The organism is Winogradskyella sp. (assembly GCF_013042245.1).
Taxonomy (GTDB): domain Bacteria; phylum Bacteroidota; class Bacteroidia; order Flavobacteriales; family Flavobacteriaceae; genus Winogradskyella.
The window spans coordinates 1-17,071 of the sequence record NZ_JABDQL010000089.1 but is presented as its reverse complement, the minus strand read 5'-3'; the positions used below and the strand labels follow the sequence as shown (position 1 = coordinate 17,071).

10 protein-coding genes are annotated in these 17,071 nt (G+C 34.0%); 4 read left to right on the top strand and 6 right to left on the bottom strand.

The features are described from left to right. Positions 1–129: 129 nt before the first annotated feature. The 3 genes from lysS to HKP48_RS07465 all read right to left on the bottom strand — a co-directional run bounded on the left by lysS (position 130) and on the right by HKP48_RS07465 (position 3,160). Complete coding sequence (lysS, locus tag HKP48_RS07475; protein WP_296344424.1) at positions 130–1,821, bottom strand: lysine--tRNA ligase; 1,692 nt, start codon at positions 1,819–1,821, stop codon at positions 130–132. Positions 1,822–1,895: 74 nt separating this feature from the next. Beyond that, positions 1,896–2,474: a thioredoxin family protein gene (locus HKP48_RS07470; protein WP_296344422.1), complete on the bottom strand. Its 579-nt coding sequence runs from the start codon at positions 2,472–2,474 to the stop codon at positions 1,896–1,898. 392 nt (positions 2,475–2,866) lie between these two features. After that, complete coding sequence (locus tag HKP48_RS07465; protein ID WP_296344420.1) at positions 2,867–3,160, bottom strand: hypothetical protein; 294 nt, start codon at positions 3,158–3,160, stop codon at positions 2,867–2,869. A gap of 568 nt (positions 3,161–3,728) precedes the next feature. Here HKP48_RS07465 and HKP48_RS07460 point away from each other — a divergent pair. Next, positions 3,729–10,115 (top strand): MG2 domain-containing protein, encoded by a 6,387-nt coding sequence (locus HKP48_RS07460; protein WP_296344418.1) that lies wholly within the window; start codon positions 3,729–3,731, stop codon positions 10,113–10,115. A 165-nt stretch (positions 10,116–10,280) separates the two neighbouring features. Here HKP48_RS07460 and HKP48_RS07455 read toward each other — a convergent pair whose 3' ends face one another. From HKP48_RS07455 to HKP48_RS07445, 3 genes are all read right to left on the bottom strand, one after another. Continuing rightward, positions 10,281–10,796, bottom strand: coding sequence for a DUF4136 domain-containing protein (locus tag HKP48_RS07455; RefSeq protein WP_296344416.1), 516 nt, complete (start codon positions 10,794–10,796; stop codon positions 10,281–10,283). A 68-nt stretch (positions 10,797–10,864) separates the two neighbouring features. Further along, a complete protein-coding gene (gene obgE / locus HKP48_RS07450; protein WP_296344414.1) occupies positions 10,865–11,863 on the bottom strand; it encodes a GTPase ObgE in 999 nt (332 codons plus the stop codon). A 53-nt stretch (positions 11,864–11,916) separates the two neighbouring features. Beyond that, the gene (locus tag HKP48_RS07445) at positions 11,917–13,029 is read right to left on the bottom strand and encodes an adenylate kinase (protein ID WP_296344412.1); all 1,113 of its coding nucleotides are present in this window, start codon (positions 13,027–13,029) and stop codon (positions 11,917–11,919) included. A gap of 152 nt (positions 13,030–13,181) precedes the next feature. On the opposite strand from HKP48_RS07445, the gene HKP48_RS07440 reads away from it, so the two are divergent. The 3 genes from HKP48_RS07440 to HKP48_RS07430 all read left to right on the top strand — a co-directional run bounded on the left by HKP48_RS07440 (position 13,182) and on the right by HKP48_RS07430 (position 16,941). After that, a complete protein-coding gene (locus tag HKP48_RS07440) occupies positions 13,182–14,336 on the top strand; it encodes a 5-(carboxyamino)imidazole ribonucleotide synthase (RefSeq protein ID WP_296344409.1) in 1,155 nt (384 codons plus the stop codon). Positions 14,337–14,338: 2 nt separating this feature from the next. Then, entirely contained in the window at positions 14,339–14,821 is a 483-nt protein-coding gene (gene purE, locus HKP48_RS07435) for a 5-(carboxyamino)imidazole ribonucleotide mutase (protein ID WP_296344407.1), read from the top strand. Positions 14,822–14,907: 86 nt separating this feature from the next. Next, a complete protein-coding gene (locus HKP48_RS07430) occupies positions 14,908–16,941 on the top strand; it encodes a M3 family metallopeptidase (RefSeq protein WP_296344405.1) in 2,034 nt (677 codons plus the stop codon). Positions 16,942–17,071 lie beyond the last annotated feature (130 nt).

Here is a 17,071-nt window from a genome sequence, read left to right as displayed (position 1 = left end):
TATTGAAAAATCAGATATACAGAAAGCGAGTAAGGTGAGATCTACTAAAGGACTGAGTCTACATGTTTATGGACGATTAGCCGCAGCCTTTATAACACTAATATTTAACTCTTGATTCGCATTATTAATTTAAATAAGCTCTACAAACAAACCTTCATCTGTTTTCTCGACTTTGGTTACGCCAAGTTTACCTAAACCTTTAAGACCTTTATCCCAAGCTTTATTACTCAGACCAGATTTAGATTTAAGAGCGTTTAAATCCATTCTGTTATTTGGTTTTAAGATTCCGAAAATTACTTTTTCGTTATCATTCATCTCAATAGCTTTATTTTCTGGTTTCATCTGAGGGAAGAACAATACCTCTTGTATAGATTGATTATTAGTTAAAAACATAACTAATCTATCCATGCCAATTCCCATTCCAGAAGTTGGAGGCATACCGTACTCTAAAGCACGTAAAAAGTCGTGGTCTATAAATTCAGTAGCTTCATCATCACCTTTTTGAGCAAGTTTTAATTGATGTTCAAAGCGTTCGCGTTGGTCTATTGGGTCATTAAGCTCAGAATAGGCATTTGCGATTTCTTTACCGCAAACCATAAGCTCAAAACGCTCTGTTAATTCAGGATTTTCACGATGTTCTTTACAAAGAGGACTCATCTCTTTTGGATAGTCGGTTATAAATGTTGGCTGTATATAGTTGCCTTCGCACTTTTCACCAAAAATTTCGTCAATTAACTTGCCTTTACCCATAGTTTCATCGACTTCCATATGCATATCTTTACATGCTTGTCTAATTTCGTCTTCAGATTTGTTATTGATATCAAAACCTGTAAATTCAAGTATAGAATCACGCATTGTAATGCGTTTGTAAGGGGCTTTAAAATTGACCTTGTGCTCACCAAAAGTAGCTTCAGTAGTGCCGTTAACAGCTATAGCACAATGTTCTAAAAGTTGCTCACAGAAATCCATCATCCAGTTGTAATCTTTGTAAGCTACATAGATTTCCATAGCTGTAAATTCTGGATTGTGCGTTCTGTCCATACCTTCATTTCTAAAGTTTTTGGAGAACTCATAAACACCATCAAAACCGCCTACAATTAATCGTTTTAAGTACAACTCGTTGGCAATTCGCATATATAACGGTATATCTAAACTGTTGTGATGTGTAATGAACGGACGCGCTGCGGCACCACCAGGAATGGGTTGTAATATTGGCGTTTCTACTTCAAAGTAACCAGCATCATTAAAAAATTGACGCATCGCATTAAACAATTTTGTGCGCTTGACAAAAACTTCTTTTACATGAGGGTTTACCGCTAAATCGGCATAGCGTTGACGGTAACGCATTTCTGGATCGTTAAACTCATCGTAGCTGTTACCTTCGGAATCTTGCTTTGGAAGAGGTAATGGCTTGAGAGCTTTACTAAGCAAAGTAAAATTCTTAACCATTACGGTTTTTTCACCAACTTGCGTAGTGAATAATTCGCCTTCAACACCTATAACATCTCCAATATCAAGAAGTTTTTTATAGACGTCATTATATAAAGTTTTGTCTTCGCCTGTGCAGATTTCATCACGGTTAAAGTACACTTGTATGCGACCTTGGCTGTCTTGTAACTCAGCAAAAGAAGCTTTTCCTTGAATGCGTCTAGACATTAAACGACCTGCGATAACAACCTGTTTACCTTCAGAAAAATTGTCTTTAATTTGTTTTGATGTATGGTTTACAGGATATAAATCCGCTGGATATGGATTAATATCCATAGCGCGTAATTTACTTAGTTTTTCACGTCTGACTAATTCTTGTTCTGAAAGCTGCATTTTCTTTAATTTAAAGCTGCAAAATTAAGGTATTTCAAAAAATTAGCCACTTACTTTTGATATCAATTTAGCAACTAAAGGTTTTTAGACTTTTTTGATTTCTTCTTTATGCCAAAATAGTTGGGCTTATAATCATTGTCTCTTATGATTTTGAGTATGTCTTTTTCAAGAGTTTCAATCGGTCTTTCGATAATACGATTAACCTCTTTACCATCTTTAAAAAAGATAAATGTCGGAACACGTACTATATTCAAACCGGCTTCTTCATGCTGTGGGCTTTCTTTATATAAATTGGGTTCTCGGCTAACGGCTACTGCTGTAAGTTGTTTTATCGGATAATTTGTAGCATCTAGAATCTTGTAAAATTTGGGAACTTCACGTTTACTGTCTCCACACCATGTTCCCATAAAAAGTTTTATATCGTATTCTTTGAGATGAGACTTTATAGCTTCAATTGTTTTTAGGTCTAATTTGTAATTTTTGTAGTTGGTGTTAAACCAAGTAGTATAAGTTTCACTTTGAAAACCGATTTTATTAATTTTCCCGATGAGGTAAGGTTTTTTGCCTTCGGGTTTAAATTCGGCATTAAGATTTAGAGTTTTGCACGAGCTAAACATTAGTGCAATGAGGATAATAGAAATAACTTGTTTCATGTGTCTTTCTGCTTTTTTATTACCTCTTTGATTTACAGGGTTTAACGTGTTTATTGTTTGATTTTTGACTAAAAAAACCCATTCCTATTTATGGGTTTCGGTATTTTATCTATTTTAATAAGTAGCAATGCGTTAAGAAATTTAAAATTTCATGTTCATGCTCCCTCCTTGATTACTCTCGGATTGGCGATACTCTTGGGTGCTTAACGTTTGTTATCAGTTTCATCTTCGGGGTTTCCTGTTTTGCAGGATGTTTCAACCTCCAGTAAAAATCGACCTTTTTAAATTATGCTACTTTGTTTTCAAATTTACAAATTATTTCTTACCAACTTATCCGCCTCAAAAGTCATTACCTTGGGTGGTAAAATCCTTGCCATGGATGTTTCATGTATTTATATGTATTGTTTTTTTAAGGACACATGCTGTTCGCTATTAATCATTCCTTTGGGTGATAATATGTTTAGCATGCGCGTTTCATAACATGTTATTGAACCACCTATTTTTAATGCTAATTTGTAATACTTCTCTGCTAATTCTGGTTTATCATCATACTTATAGATATATCCTTTTACCAAATAACCATCAACTTTAGATAGTGCTTCAAGCTCATTGGCATATAGTAATGATTTTTTTTGCTTCCGCCAACTAGTCCTGGCAGTGTCATATATAATTCCACTAAAGCCCAACGTGCACCTATGTGGTTTGGGTCTAGCCTTGCTGCGGTAAGAAAAGCAGTCTTAATATCACCAATAATTCCTTAAGCTCTTAGCTTACTAATGGATAGAGCTTTCATGCCTAAAGCACCACCGTATTTATAATGGTAATTGGCTTTTTGTGCATCTAATTGTATCCGTTTCTTATACTCTACAATAGCCTTTTCTCATTTTTTTTTGATAGCCATAAGCATCGCCAAGCAATTCAATAGCTTTTGCATCTGACGTGTTCTTTTTTAAATAACTTATCATTATAGTTTCAGCTTTTTTATACGCTTTACTTTTAATAAATGAGGATGCTTTTGCCTAGTCAGACTGACCAAACATAACTAAAGGAAAAAGGAAAAAGATGACTAGTTTTTTTTATAAAACACTTCAAAAACACAACTTGTATTTGTAATAGGTAGGCGGTATACTTTGATTAGGCTTACATCATTTTCACTTTTAAAATTAGTAACTTCACTAATCCAAATAAGGCAATGCCTAAATTTGTGTTTTTTGGAATACCTTTTGAAGTTATTTTGCTGTAAATACTATAATCATGAAATATTATATAACCCTATTTATGCTCATCTGCTTTGCTTCTTCTTCATCTTCTCAAACCAATTATTACAATACTAAGTGGCAAGAGGTTGAAAAGTTAGAGCGCGAAGGCTTAACTAAATCAGCTTCTAATTTAGTAGATAAAATATTTGAAAATGCCAAAAATGATAAAGACGCGACTCAAAGTATTAAGGCACTGATTCACCAAAGCAAATATCTTCAGGTTTTGGAGGAAGATTCACAATTGAAAATTGTAACTAATTTTAAATCAGAAATTGAAACCAGCGACACTGTTACAAAACATTTGCTCGAAAATCTATTGGCCAATCTTTATTGGCAATATTTTCAGCAGAATCGCTATAAGTTTTATAACCGCTCCAAAACCGATAAAAAAGTAAGTGACGATTTTAGAACCTGGGATTTAGAAACATTATTTACGGAAATTCACAGGTATTTTCAATGCTCTCTACAAAATGGATTGCTCTTACAACAAGAAACCCTAGATAACTACAAGACACTTTTAATTGAGGTTGAAGGTTCAAAAGTATATCGACCTACGCTTTATGATTTTTTGAGCTATAATGCATTAGATTTTTATAAAACTTCTGAAAATAGTATAACGCAACCTGCATACAAATTTGCAATAGACAGCCCGGAATACATTGCTCCTAACAATATTTTTATTAATGTCGATATTTCCTCAAAGGATTCTGTTAGTCTACAGTTTAATGCTCTAAAAATCTATCAAAGTTTATTGCGTTTTCATCAAAAAGATAAAACATCAAAAGCCTTTGTTTCAGCAAATATTGAACGTTTAAAATTTGTTAAGCAAAACGCCACCTTTGACAAAATTGAAGATAAAATTTTAAATACCTACCAAGCAGAATTGGCTCCCCTAAAAGACATACCTATTTCCGGATTGTATAGTTTTGAAATTGCCAACACAGTCTATAATAAGGGTTTACAATACAACCCAAATTTTGATAATGGCGCAAAAGAAAATTCTCGTTGGAAGAATAAAGAAGCCATTTCTATTTGCGATGGGATTATAGCAAAGTTCCCAAAAAGTGATGGTGCTTTAAAATGTGAAGTACTTAAAGCGCGAATTCTTCAACCAGGTTTAAGTTTAAAAACAGAACGCTACTTACCGATAGATAAGCCTGCTTTAATTTTAGTAAATTACAAAAATCTTAATCAATTAGAATTTGACATTCATAAAGTTAGCCTTTCAAAATTAAAAGCTTTCAATAAAATTTATAGAAGCAAGGAAAAGGAAAAATTTATTTCAAAACTAAGAGTCCATAAGTCTTTCAATAGTAAATTTAAAGACGAAGGTGATTATCAAAATCACAGTACTGAAGTCGTATTACCTAGGCTAGAAAACGGGCTTTATATTATTGTTGCCAAAACCAATACAGATGTTTTTGCAGTCACAGACATTCAGGTTACTAATTTGGCACTGGTTGAAACTTATCAGAATAAAAAAATCATCTATCGGGTCATTAACAGAAATAACGGAGCTCCAATTGCTAATGCAGATGCAAAAATAAATTACATCAATAATAGAAATCAAAGTAAAGAACTAAGTAAAGATTTTACGACAGATGAGTACGGTAAATTCTATTTTGACAAAGATAATGGCTATTATAATTCTGTTTACATAACCGTGAAAAATAAAAATGATACAGGTATTTTTGGAGAAACCTACATTAATAGATTCTATAAGCAACGTGGTAATACAAGTACCAATTATAATACATTTTTATTCACAGACCGAAGCATTTACAGACCAGGACAAACCGTATACTTTAAGGGTATTATAACCAAAACAATAAATAAAAAAACAAGTGTAATAGCTAATGAGACAATCATAGCAGCTTTACATAACGTTAATAACGAGAAAGTAAGCGAACTAAATTTTATAACTAACGAGTATGGCTCTTTTAGTGGCGAATTTATTGTCCCTAACAATGGGCTTACAGGGAATTTTAGTATTAAAACCTCTTCAAAAGCCATTGGCATTAGAACTCATTATTTTTCTGTCGAAGAATACAAACGCCCTAAGTTTGAAACTAATTTTATTCCAGTAACCAAAACCTACAAAGTTAACGATAGTGTTACCGTAAGAGGAAATGCCATCGCTTTTGCTGGAAGCAATATAACCGATGCAAAAGTAGTTTATCGTGTAAAACGACAGGTACAAATGCCTAGATGGTATTATTGGAGTCGTCCAAGTTATAATTCTGCCGCGCAAGAAACTACTTATGGGAAAACAAATACAGACAATAAAGGTAAATTTGAAATCACCTTTAAAGCCATACCCGACGAAAGTGTCTCTAAAGACAATCTTCCTGTTTTTAATTACGAAATTACAGCAGATGTCACTGATATTAATGGCGAAACACGAAGTAAAACTACCATAGTTCGTGTAGGCTATCATGCGCTTACAGCAAATATAATAGCGCCACAACGTATAGATAAATCTGAAAAAGAAACAGAGCTTAGCTTAATAACATCTAATCTTAATGGCGAGTTTGCCCCAGCTAAAGGAAGTCTAAAAATCTATAAACTGAACGCTCCAGATTATGTATTGCGAAACCGACCTTGGCAGGCGCCTGATTATAAACTATTAGACAAAGAGACTTTTAAATTAAAATTTCCACATTGGTCTTACGATGACGAAGCTAATATTCAAAATTGGAAAAAAGGAAAGGTAGTTTTTGAAACTAATTTTGATACCGAAACCTCTAAATCAATAGTATTAAAACGGACTAAAAAATGGAATTCTGGCTCGTACATCATTGAATTAGAAAGTAAAGATAAATTTGGTCAAGTTGTAAAAGACCAAGCGTTTACCTACCTAATTAGTGATGCCGACAATACATTAGCAGACAACAAACTGTTTGATATTAGTTTAGATAAAGCTAAATATAATTCTGGTGAAACCGCAGTTTTAACCCTTGGTAGTTCTGCCAAAGACGTAAACGTTACCATAGAAATTGAAAAAGATGGCAAACTTATCAAAACCCAAATTCATCAACTCAACGATTCTAAAAAAACGATAAAATTCCCAATTGCCAAATCTGATATTGGTGGCTTTGTCGTGCATTATAGTTTCTCTGCTTTTAACGATTTTAAAACTGGTTCGTTAAATATAAATGTGCCTTATCCTAAAACCGATTTACAAATTGAAACAAGCACGTTTAGAGATAAACTACAACCAGGACAAGAAGAAACATGGCAGTTTAAAATCAAAGGACCAAAAGGCGATAAAGTTGCTGCAGAAGTTTTAGCAAGCATGTACGATGCCTCTTTGGATGAATTTAAAGGACATAACTGGAGTTTTAATCCTATTTCTAGACCGTCTTATGTTTCACAATCATACAAAAACAGCTCGCATAGTTACAGCTATGCTAACTTTAGACGCTATAATAGTTTTAAAGGCATACCAAGCTATCCAAATCAAAGTTTTGATAGATTGAATTGGTTTGGGTTTTATTTTGGGAATGAAAGCTATTTGAGAAGACAATATATAAGGAAAGCTAGTACTCAAAAAACTATTGTTAGTTCTGAATATAAACCCTCGATTAAAAAAGGAGTTATAAAAGGTAATATCGTAGATTATAAAGGACTTTCTATACCTGGTGCAAACATCATTATTAAAGGAACTGCTAATGGTTCACAATCTGATTTTGATGGTAATTTTGAAATAAATGCAAAAAAAGGAGATGTTTTAGTGGTCTCATATGTAGGTTTCAAAACATATGAATATAAAATTACAAAAGATAATTACGTTTATATAAAGTTAGCCGAAGATTTTGCAACTTTAGATGAAGTAGTTATTACTGGGTACTCTGGAGCAAAAAAATCAGCAAAGGTTTCATCGGCATTATCTACGGTCTCTGATGAATCATTTTTATCCGAATCAGAAATTAGCATTGGAAAAGGTTCGGGGCAGCCAGAAGAAAGCGCAGAAATCATTTTAAGAAATGAAACTATTTCAAATAAACAAATTAAAATCCGAAAAAACCTCCAAGAAACCGCCTTTTTCTTTCCGCAACTAAAAACAGACAAAGACGGTAATGTGAGTTTCAACTTTAAAGCACCAGAAGCTTTAACCAAATGGAAATTGCAATTATTAGCACATACCAAAACTTTAGAGAGTACCGTTTCTCAATTTGAAGCTATGACCCAAAAAGAATTGATGGTTATACCAAATGCATCTCGTTTTTTACGTCAAGGTGACGAAATTGTTATTAATACTAAAATTGCCAATCTTACTGATAAACCAATATCTGGGCAAGCACAATTGGTTTTGGAAGATGTTGTTACAGGAAAAGATATTACAAAAAAACTTGTCTGGTCGAGCGCAGTCGAGACCTTTTCTGTCGATAAACAAGGAAATACTCAAGCTAGCTGGGTTTTAAACATTCCAGATAATATGCAAGCTGTACAATACAAAATCATTGCACAATCTGAAGATTTTAGTGATGGCGAACAAAACATTTTACCAGTTCTAACCAATAGAATGCTAGTTACAGAAACCTTACCAATGTGGGTTCGTAGTAATGAAACGAAGACGTTTACGCTTGATAAATTGAAAGATAATACCTCTTCAACGCTGAATAATCACAAACTGACTTTAGAAATAACATCTAATCCAGCTTGGTATGCAGTACAAGCATTATCATATTTAATGGAATATCCTTACGATTGTAATGAGCAGACGTTTAGTCGCTATTACGCCAATGCTTTGGCACAGCACATTACACAATCTAATCCTAGAATTCAAGAGGTCTTTAATCAATGGAGACTTCGACAAGCTCAGTCTAACAAATCTTTAACCCTAGGTGCATTATTGTCGAATTTAGAAAAAAATCAAGAATTAAAATCACTTTTAATTCAAGAGACTCCTTGGTTGCGTGATGCACAATCTGAAACCGAACAGAAAAAACGTACAGCCTTATTATTCGATTTAAACAAAATGAATAATGAACTACAATCTTCAATCCGTAAACTCAAAAACAATCAGCATAGCACTGGTGCTTGGCCTTGGTTTAATGGTGGACGCGACAATAGATACATTACACAACATATTGTTTCTGGCTTTGGACATTTAAGTAAACTAGGTGTCATTCCTATGGAGCGTAGCGACGAGGAATCTCAAATGATTAAAAAAGCAATTAAATATCTAGACCGAGAATTTGTCAAAGAATATAAAAATCTTAAAAAATACAATTCTAAAATAGACCTAAACAAAGACCACTTGTCATATACTCAAATGCATTATTTATACGTACGAAGTTTCTATCCAGAAATCAAACCTTCAAATGAAGTCAATAAAATAATGGACTATTACAAAGGTCAAATCCAGAAGTATTGGTTAAAACGTTCCTTATATGCAAAAGGCTTAATGGCATTAACCATGCATAGAAGTGATGATAAAACGACGTCTAATAAAATATTAAAATCCTTAGCCGAAAACAGTATCACCTCAGATGAATTAGGTATGTACTGGAAATCTAATACTGCATCTTGGTATTGGTATAAAGCCCCTATTGAAACACAAGCATTATTAATTGAAGCGTTTTCTGAAATAGAAAATAAGACAGAAACCATTGATAATCTCAAAATCTGGTTACTAAAAAATAAACAAACCAATAATTGGGAAACGACTAAAGCTACTGCAGATGCTGTTTACGCCTTATTGCTTCAAGGTAGTGAATGGCTCAGTGTAACAGAAGCTGTAGATGTTACAGTTGGAGATGAAAGTATTTCACCGGAAGAACTTGAAAATGTAAAAGTTGAAGCTGGTACAGGCTATTATAAAACCAGCTGGAATGGAAATGACGTTAAACCTAAACAAGCCAAAGTTACACTATCAAAAAAAGGAAAAGGTATCGCTTGGGGTGCACTTTACTGGCAATATTTCGAAGATTTAGATAAAATAACCTTAGCGAAAACGCCTCTAAAACTTCAGAAAAAATTATTTCTGAAAAAGAATACAGACCGAGGTGAAGAAATTTTAGAAATCACAAAAGATACCAAACTCAATGTTGGCGACTTAGTAAAAGTTAGAATCGAATTACTTAGTGACCGTGATATGGAGTTCCTCCATCTTAAAGATATGCGTGCTGCAGGTTTTGAACCAATCAATGTTTTTTCGCAATACAAATGGCAAGAGAGTTTAGGCTATTATGAGAGCACTAAAGATGCAGCCACCAACTTTTTTATAGACTATTTACCAAAAGGTGTTTATGTATTTGAATATGATTTACGCATTAATAACGCCGGTAATATGAGTAATGGCATTACCACAATTCAATCTATGTATGCACCAGAATTTAGTAGTCATTCTGAAGGAATTAGAGTTAAGATAGACTAGATTTTAGCAGTTAAGGTTAGTCACGATGCAAGCTTTGTTCAATATATAGGAGAGTTTACCATACATGAACCCACTTTTTCACTCTCTAAAACTGTAATACTTATCTTTTTTGGCATTCATAAATATACAAAATATCACAGTATTATCATGTAAGAAATGATTTAACTATTTTTTTGGAGGATATTTACTGAAAATCTTCTCTACTAGTTTTACAAAAGATGCTTCTCGCTTCTCAGGAGAATTTCCAATATTTGAGATAGTAGTCTCTGCCTGCCAAAAAACTCCATTTTTAGAATCGTCAACAAACTCAATACTTACTTCTCTTATATTCCTGTTTGAATTAATAGGAATTCCTATAGTTCCAACACCACCAATACCATTTCCTGTACCTCCAATACCAACACCAACTGTGTTATTGAAATTATTAATTGCTTCAACAGACTGAATATCTATTCTAAAACTGGGTGTTTCGGACTGTTCAAAACCCAAAGTTTCGAGTTTTTTGTCGATAGCTCCTATAAAACGTTTATCATCTAATTGGCTGAAGCCCGTTTTCATATCGGTAAAATAATCGTAGGTTTTGTATGTTGAAAAATCAGTATTCTTTTCGTAATCATAATTTACGATAGCACCGCACGAAGTCAAAAATAGCAAGGCTGTAAGGATTCTTAAAAGCTTCATCTTTTTCTTTTAAAGATACTAAAAAATGAAGTCAGGATATAATTTTTAACTAATCTTAAACAACAGATTTAGTCATTTAATAGCTTCCAAAGTTTGTCCTTCAATTCTTGAATTCCTTGGTGAGCAACGGAAGACATAAACATGTAATTGATATTTAAAGTCTTGTCAAGTTCTTCTTTCATCTCAGCCTTTAACTCCTCGTCCAATAAATCTGATTTAGAAACTAAGAGAAAACGCTCTTTGTCGAGCATTTCAGGATTATAGCGTCTTAGCTCATCGAGTAAAACTTCATATTGTTTAGCAATATCATCAGCATCAGCTGGTACTAAAAAAAGTAATATAGAATTACGCTCAATATGCCTTAAAAAATAATAGCCCAAACCTTTTCCTTCTGCTGCACCTTCGATAATACCAGGGATATCTGCCATGACAAAGGATTTAAAATCACGGTATTCTACGATTCCTAAATTAGGCTTAAGGGTCGTAAACTCATAATCAGCAATTTTAGGTTTTGCTGAGGTCATTACAGAGAGTAGCGTTGATTTCCCAGCATTAGGAAAACCTACCAACCCAACATCTGCTAACACCTTCAATTCTAGAGTGATGTATCTTTCTTCAAGAGGAATTCCAGGTTGTGCATAACGTGGCGTTTGGTTAGTAGAACTTTTAAAATGCCAATTACCTCGACCACCTTTACCGCCTTCTGCAACAATCTTTTCTTGACCGTTTTCAGTAATTTCAAAAAGAATCTCGTTAGTCTCGGTATCTCTAACTACTGTTCCTAGCGGTACATCCAAATACATATCTTCACCATCTGCACCTGTACTTCTACCAGAGCTTCCGTGAGCACCATGCCCAGCTCTGATATGCCTTTTGAACTTGAGATGTAATAATGTCCAAAGGTTTTCATTTCCTCGAATAATAACATGACCGCCACGACCGCCATCACCACCATCGGGACCACCTTTTTGTATATATTTTTCGCGATGTAAGTGTGCTGAACCTTTTCCTCCGTTACCAGAAGATACGTGCATTTTTACGTAATCAACAAAATTCCCTTCAGTCATTTTAGAGTTTAAAATTTATAAAGTTTAAAGTTTAAAGTTTAAACTCTCTGCATTTATAGTTTATCCAGAACAGCACTTAAACGCTCTGTTATAGCTTCAATACTACCAACACCATCAACCCCAAAATATTTATCTTGGGCTGAATAGTAATCTTTTAAGATTGCTGTTTTGTCATAGTATTCCTTAATACGGTTTCTAATAATATTTTCATCAGCATCATCAGATCGTCCACTTGTTTTACCTCTTTCTAGTAAACGCTCAACCAACACCTCATCATCAACCTCTAAAGCCACCATGGCATTGATTTGAGAATCCTTAGAATTCATCAACGTATCTAAAGCTTTGGCTTGTGCATTTGTACGAGGAAAACCATCAAAAATAAAACCCTTAGCGTCCGCATTCTTTTCTACTTCAGCTTTAAGCATATCGATAGTAACTTTATCTGGCACCAATTCGCCTTTATCCATATAAGACTTAGCAAGAGTACCTAAAGCCGTTTCATTTTTTATGTTGTATCTAAATACGTCTCCAGTAGAAATATGTACTAAATCGTATTTGTCTTTTAAGAAGTTGGCTTGTGTACCTTTGCCTGCACCTGGAGGTCCAAATAATACAATGTTAATCATGTGTTGTGTCGTTTTTAATTGGTATACTGCTGGTAAATCTCTTCCTAATCCATTGTAGTCTAAGCCATAGCCGACAATGAATTTATTTGGAATTTCTAAACCAACATAATGTAGTTTAAAGTCTTTTTTGTAAGCTTCGGGTTTGTAAAACAAGGTTGCTATAATAAGTTGTTTTACATTTTCATTTTTAAAAATTCGGTGGACTTCTTCAAGTGTATTTCCAGAATCAATAATGTCTTCTAAAACAACAACTGTTCTGTCTGTTAAATCTTGAGTTAAACCAATGAGACGTTGAATATCTTCGGTAGATTTTACGCCCTCATAAGATGCTAATTTTATAAACGTAACTTCACAAGGATGCGGGTACTTTTTTACAAAATCACTCACAAACATAAATGACCCATTGAGTATCCCAACAAAAATGGGCATTTCGTCTTTTAAATCATTTGCAACAGCGTCAACCATTTGTTGAACAGCATCTTGAATTTGCTCCTCTGAAATAAAAGGCTTGAAATATAAATCCTGAAGCTTGACTAGCATATTTTTATTTTAAGAATGCAAAGATAATCAAATGATTAACGTTTGCCGATTTTTGGTTTCCAATTTTAGAATATTCTTCTATAATTAATGTATTTTTGTTAGCGATTTAAGTTGAATTTTTAAAAGATTTCCACATTGCGTGGAGCTGACTAATGAGCTATTTTTCTTCAGATTTTAAACTCGGTATTTTAGGTGGTGGCCAATTGGGCAAAATGATGCTTTATGTTACCAGAAAATTCGATATTAACACCAAAGTAATTGACAGTAGTGCAGAAGCGCCATCGCGTTTAGCATGTGATGAATTTGTACAAGGCGATATTTTGGATTACGATACGGTTCTAGAATTTGGAAGAGGTGTTGATGTACTTACTTTTGAAATTGAAAACGTCAATGTCGATGCATTAGAAAAACTTGAAGATGAAGGCAAAAAAGTGTTTCCATCTTCTAAAACATTACGAACAATTCAGAATAAAGCGACACAGAAATTATTTTATTTAGATAAGCATATTCCAACAGCGCCATTTTCTCGTTTTGCTTACACTTCAGAAATTGAAACGGTAATTAAAAATGAAGCTCTAAATTTTCCATTTGTATGGAAAAGTGCACGTTTTGGTTACGATGGCCAGGGTGTGAAAGTGGTTAGAAATGCTGAAGATTTAAAAAAGCTACCAAACGTAGAATGTATTACTGAACAATTGATTGCTTTTAAAAATGAATTAGCGGTAATTGTTGCAAGAAATAGTTCTGGGGAAATAAAAACATATCCAACAGTTGAAATGGAGTTTCATCCTGAGGCCAACCAAGTAGAATATGTACTTTGTCCTGCAAGATTACCTGAACATATTACTAAAAAGGCCGAAGGTGTAGCATTAAAAGTTGCTGATGCCTTCAAGCATGTTGGACTATTGGCAGTTGAAATGTTCTTGACCGAAAACGATGAAATTTTAGTTAATGAAGTTGCACCAAGACCGCACAATTCTGGACATTACTCTATAGAAGGAAGTTTTACCTGCCAGTTTGAACAACAGCTCCGTGCTATTTTAGATTTACCATTAGGAAACACCGATAGCAAAGTGGCTGGTGTTATGGTCAATTTGGTTGGTGCAGAAAATCATACTGGTAATGTATTTTACAAAAATATTGAACAAATCATGGCTATGGATGGCGTTACACCTCATATTTATGGAAAAAAACAAACGCGACCTTTTCGTAAAATGGGTCATGTAACAATTGTAGATAAGGATATTAATAAAGCGCGAGCTATCGCACAACAGGTAAAAGAAACCATACAAGTAATAAGCAAATAATTATGAGCAAAATAGGTGTAATCATGGGAAGCAAAAGTGACTTACCAGTCATGCAAGATGCTGTAGAGATTTTAAAAGGTTTTGATATTGAAGTCGAAGTCGATATAGTTTCTGCTCATCGTACTCCTGAAAAGTTATTCGATTACAGTAAAAATGCCCACGAACGCGGCATTAAAGTTATTATAGCCGGTGCTGGTGGTGCAGCACATTTACCTGGAATGGTAGCTTCTTTATCACCATTACCCGTAATCGGTGTTCCCGTAAAAAGCAGTAATTCTATTGACGGTTGGGATTCAGTTTTATCCATTTTACAAATGCCTGGTGGCGTTCCTGTGGCAACGGTCGCACTTAATAGCGCTAAAAATGCTGGGATTTTAGCAGCGCAGATTTTAGGCACAAGTGATAAGTGTGTGCTAGATAAGGTACTAGTTTATAAAGAAGGTCTAAAAGCTAAAGTTATTGAGTCTGCTAAGGATTTAGAATAAAAATTAAGCCTTCAATTTAACAAAAACTCATAGGTCACAAGTTATCCTAAGCTTGTGAATTCGTATAGAAAAAATTCAGATTAATAATGACAACCTTAAATAAACCCTTCAATACAACACACAACACAGCACCATTTTCAGAAATTAAAACTGAAGATTTTTTGCCTGCTTTTAAAATCGCTATTGAAAAAGCACGAGCTGAAATTGATGCTATTGCGTATAATTCTGAAGCACCAACATTTGAAAACACAATTGAAGCTTTAGATTTTTCTGGTGAAGAATTAGATAGAATTTCGAGTATATTTTTCAATTTAAATTCTGCTGAAACTAATGATGATATTCAAAAAATAGCACAAGAAGTCTCTCCTTTGTTATCAGAGTTTGGAAATGATATTACCCTAAATGAAGATTTATTTAAACGTGTAAAAGCAGTTTACCAATCAAAATCGCATTTAAAATTAAATACTGAACAAGAAATGCTTCTTAATAAAAAATATAAAAGCTTTTCACGAAACGGTGCTAATCTTGGAGAAGACAAAAAATTAAAACTTCGCGAAATTGACAAAAAACTCAGCAAGCTAAAATTAAAGTTTGGCGAAAATATTCTTACTGAAACTAACAAATTTGAAATGCTTCTGACTGAGGAATCTCAAGTTTTAGGCTTACCAGATGGCGCAAAAGAAGCGGCGAAACAATTAGCAGAAAGCAAAGGAAAAGATGGCTGGTTAATTACTTTAGATTACCCAAGCTATATTCCATTTATGACTTATGCTGATAATCGAGAAATGAGGAAAAAACTCTCAAAAGCTTCTGGAAGCAAAGGTTTTAAAAGCGATGAACTAGACAATCAGGACAATGTTCTCAGTATTGTAAAACTCAGAAACGAACGAGCCGAAATTTTAGGCTATAAATCTCATGCGCATTTTGTACTTGAAGAACGAATGGCAGGGTCTCCAAAAAATGTTCAGAAGTTTTTAAATGAATTGCTTGCAAAAGCAAAACCTGCTGCCAAAAAAGAGTTTGAAAATTTAGAGCAATTTGCTAAAGGTTTAGATGGTATTGACAAACTTCAAAAATGGGATTCTGCCTATTATTCTGAAAAACTGAAACAAAAATTATTCAGCTTGGATGATGAACAGTTGAAACCTTATTTCAAATTAGAGAATGTTATTGACGGGGCGTTTACAGTAGCTAAAAAATTATTTGGTTTACAGTTTAAAGAAGTAGATACTATCGATAAATACCACGATAATGTATTAACCTACCAAGTTTTAGATACTGATGGAGAGTTGGTTTCTATTTTTTATGCAGATTTCTTTCCACGTTCGGGAAAACGTAATGGTGCATGGATGACATCTTACAAACCACAGATGATTAAAAACGGAACAAACAAAAGACCACATGTTTCTATCGTTTGCAACTTTACCAAGCCTACTAAAAGTAAGCCTTCACTTCTAACCTTTAACGAGGTGACGACATTATTCCACGAGTTTGGCCACGCACTTCATGGCATGTTAGCCAATACAACCTATCCAAGTTTATCAGGAACCAGCGTATATTGGGATTTTGTAGAATTACCAAGTCAGATTTTAGAAAACTGGTGTAACGAAGAAGAAACGCTACAACTATTTGCGACGCATTATAAAACTGGAGAAGTGATTCCGATGGATTTAATTGAGAAAATTAGAGCTTCAGCAACGTTTCATGAAGGTATGCAAACCTTAAGACAATTAAGCTTTGGATTATTAGACATGGCTTGGCATTCTCACGAAAGCCCAGAAGACATCTCTTCAGTTAAACATTTTGAAGAAGCTGCTTTTGGTGATACAAGTCTTTATCCTGATGTTGCAGAAAATTGTATGAGTACCGCTTTTGCGCATATTTTTCAAGGCGGATATTCATCTGGTTACTACAGTTACAAATGGGCAGAAGTTTTAGATGCCGATGCGTTTGAGTATTTTCAAGAAGAAGGCATTTTTAATAAAACAGTAGCAAATAAGTTAAAGAAATATGTGCTTTCTCGTGGTGGAACAGAAAATCCAATGGCACTTTACAAAAAATTTAGAGGTCAAGAGCCAAAACCAGAAGCGTTGTTGAGGCGTGCTGGATTGATTAAATAAATTTGGCTATATTCTAATATATGACTGAATTAGTACTTGTTCTCCATAATTCCCAAGCGGATTGCCCTGTAATGGCATATAATGCAAACTCCTTTAGGCGTTGATTATTATTCTTAATCCGCTCAAGTAT

What these genes read in the sequence shown, in the direction of transcription:
- lysS (WP_296344424.1), bottom strand. Translation starts at nt 1,821, where the DNA reads ATGCAGCTTTCAGAACAAGAATTAGTCAGACGTGAAAAACTAAGTAAA.
- HKP48_RS07470 (WP_296344422.1), bottom strand. Translation starts at nt 2,474, where the DNA reads ATGAAACAAGTTATTTCTATTATCCTCATTGCACTAATGTTTAGCTCG.
- HKP48_RS07460 (WP_296344418.1), top strand. Translation starts at nt 3,729, where the DNA reads ATGAAATATTATATAACCCTATTTATGCTCATCTGCTTTGCTTCTTCT.
- HKP48_RS07455 (WP_296344416.1), bottom strand. Translation starts at nt 10,796, where the DNA reads ATGAAGCTTTTAAGAATCCTTACAGCCTTGCTATTTTTGACTTCGTGC.
- obgE (WP_296344414.1), bottom strand. Translation starts at nt 11,863, where the DNA reads ATGACTGAAGGGAATTTTGTTGATTACGTAAAAATGCACGTATCTTCT.
- HKP48_RS07445 (WP_296344412.1), bottom strand. Translation starts at nt 13,029, where the DNA reads ATGCTAGTCAAGCTTCAGGATTTATATTTCAAGCCTTTTATTTCAGAG.
- HKP48_RS07440 (WP_296344409.1), top strand. Translation starts at nt 13,182, where the DNA reads ATGAGCTATTTTTCTTCAGATTTTAAACTCGGTATTTTAGGTGGTGGC.
- purE (WP_296344407.1), top strand. Translation starts at nt 14,339, where the DNA reads ATGAGCAAAATAGGTGTAATCATGGGAAGCAAAAGTGACTTACCAGTC.
- HKP48_RS07430 (WP_296344405.1), top strand. Translation starts at nt 14,908, where the DNA reads ATGACAACCTTAAATAAACCCTTCAATACAACACACAACACAGCACCA.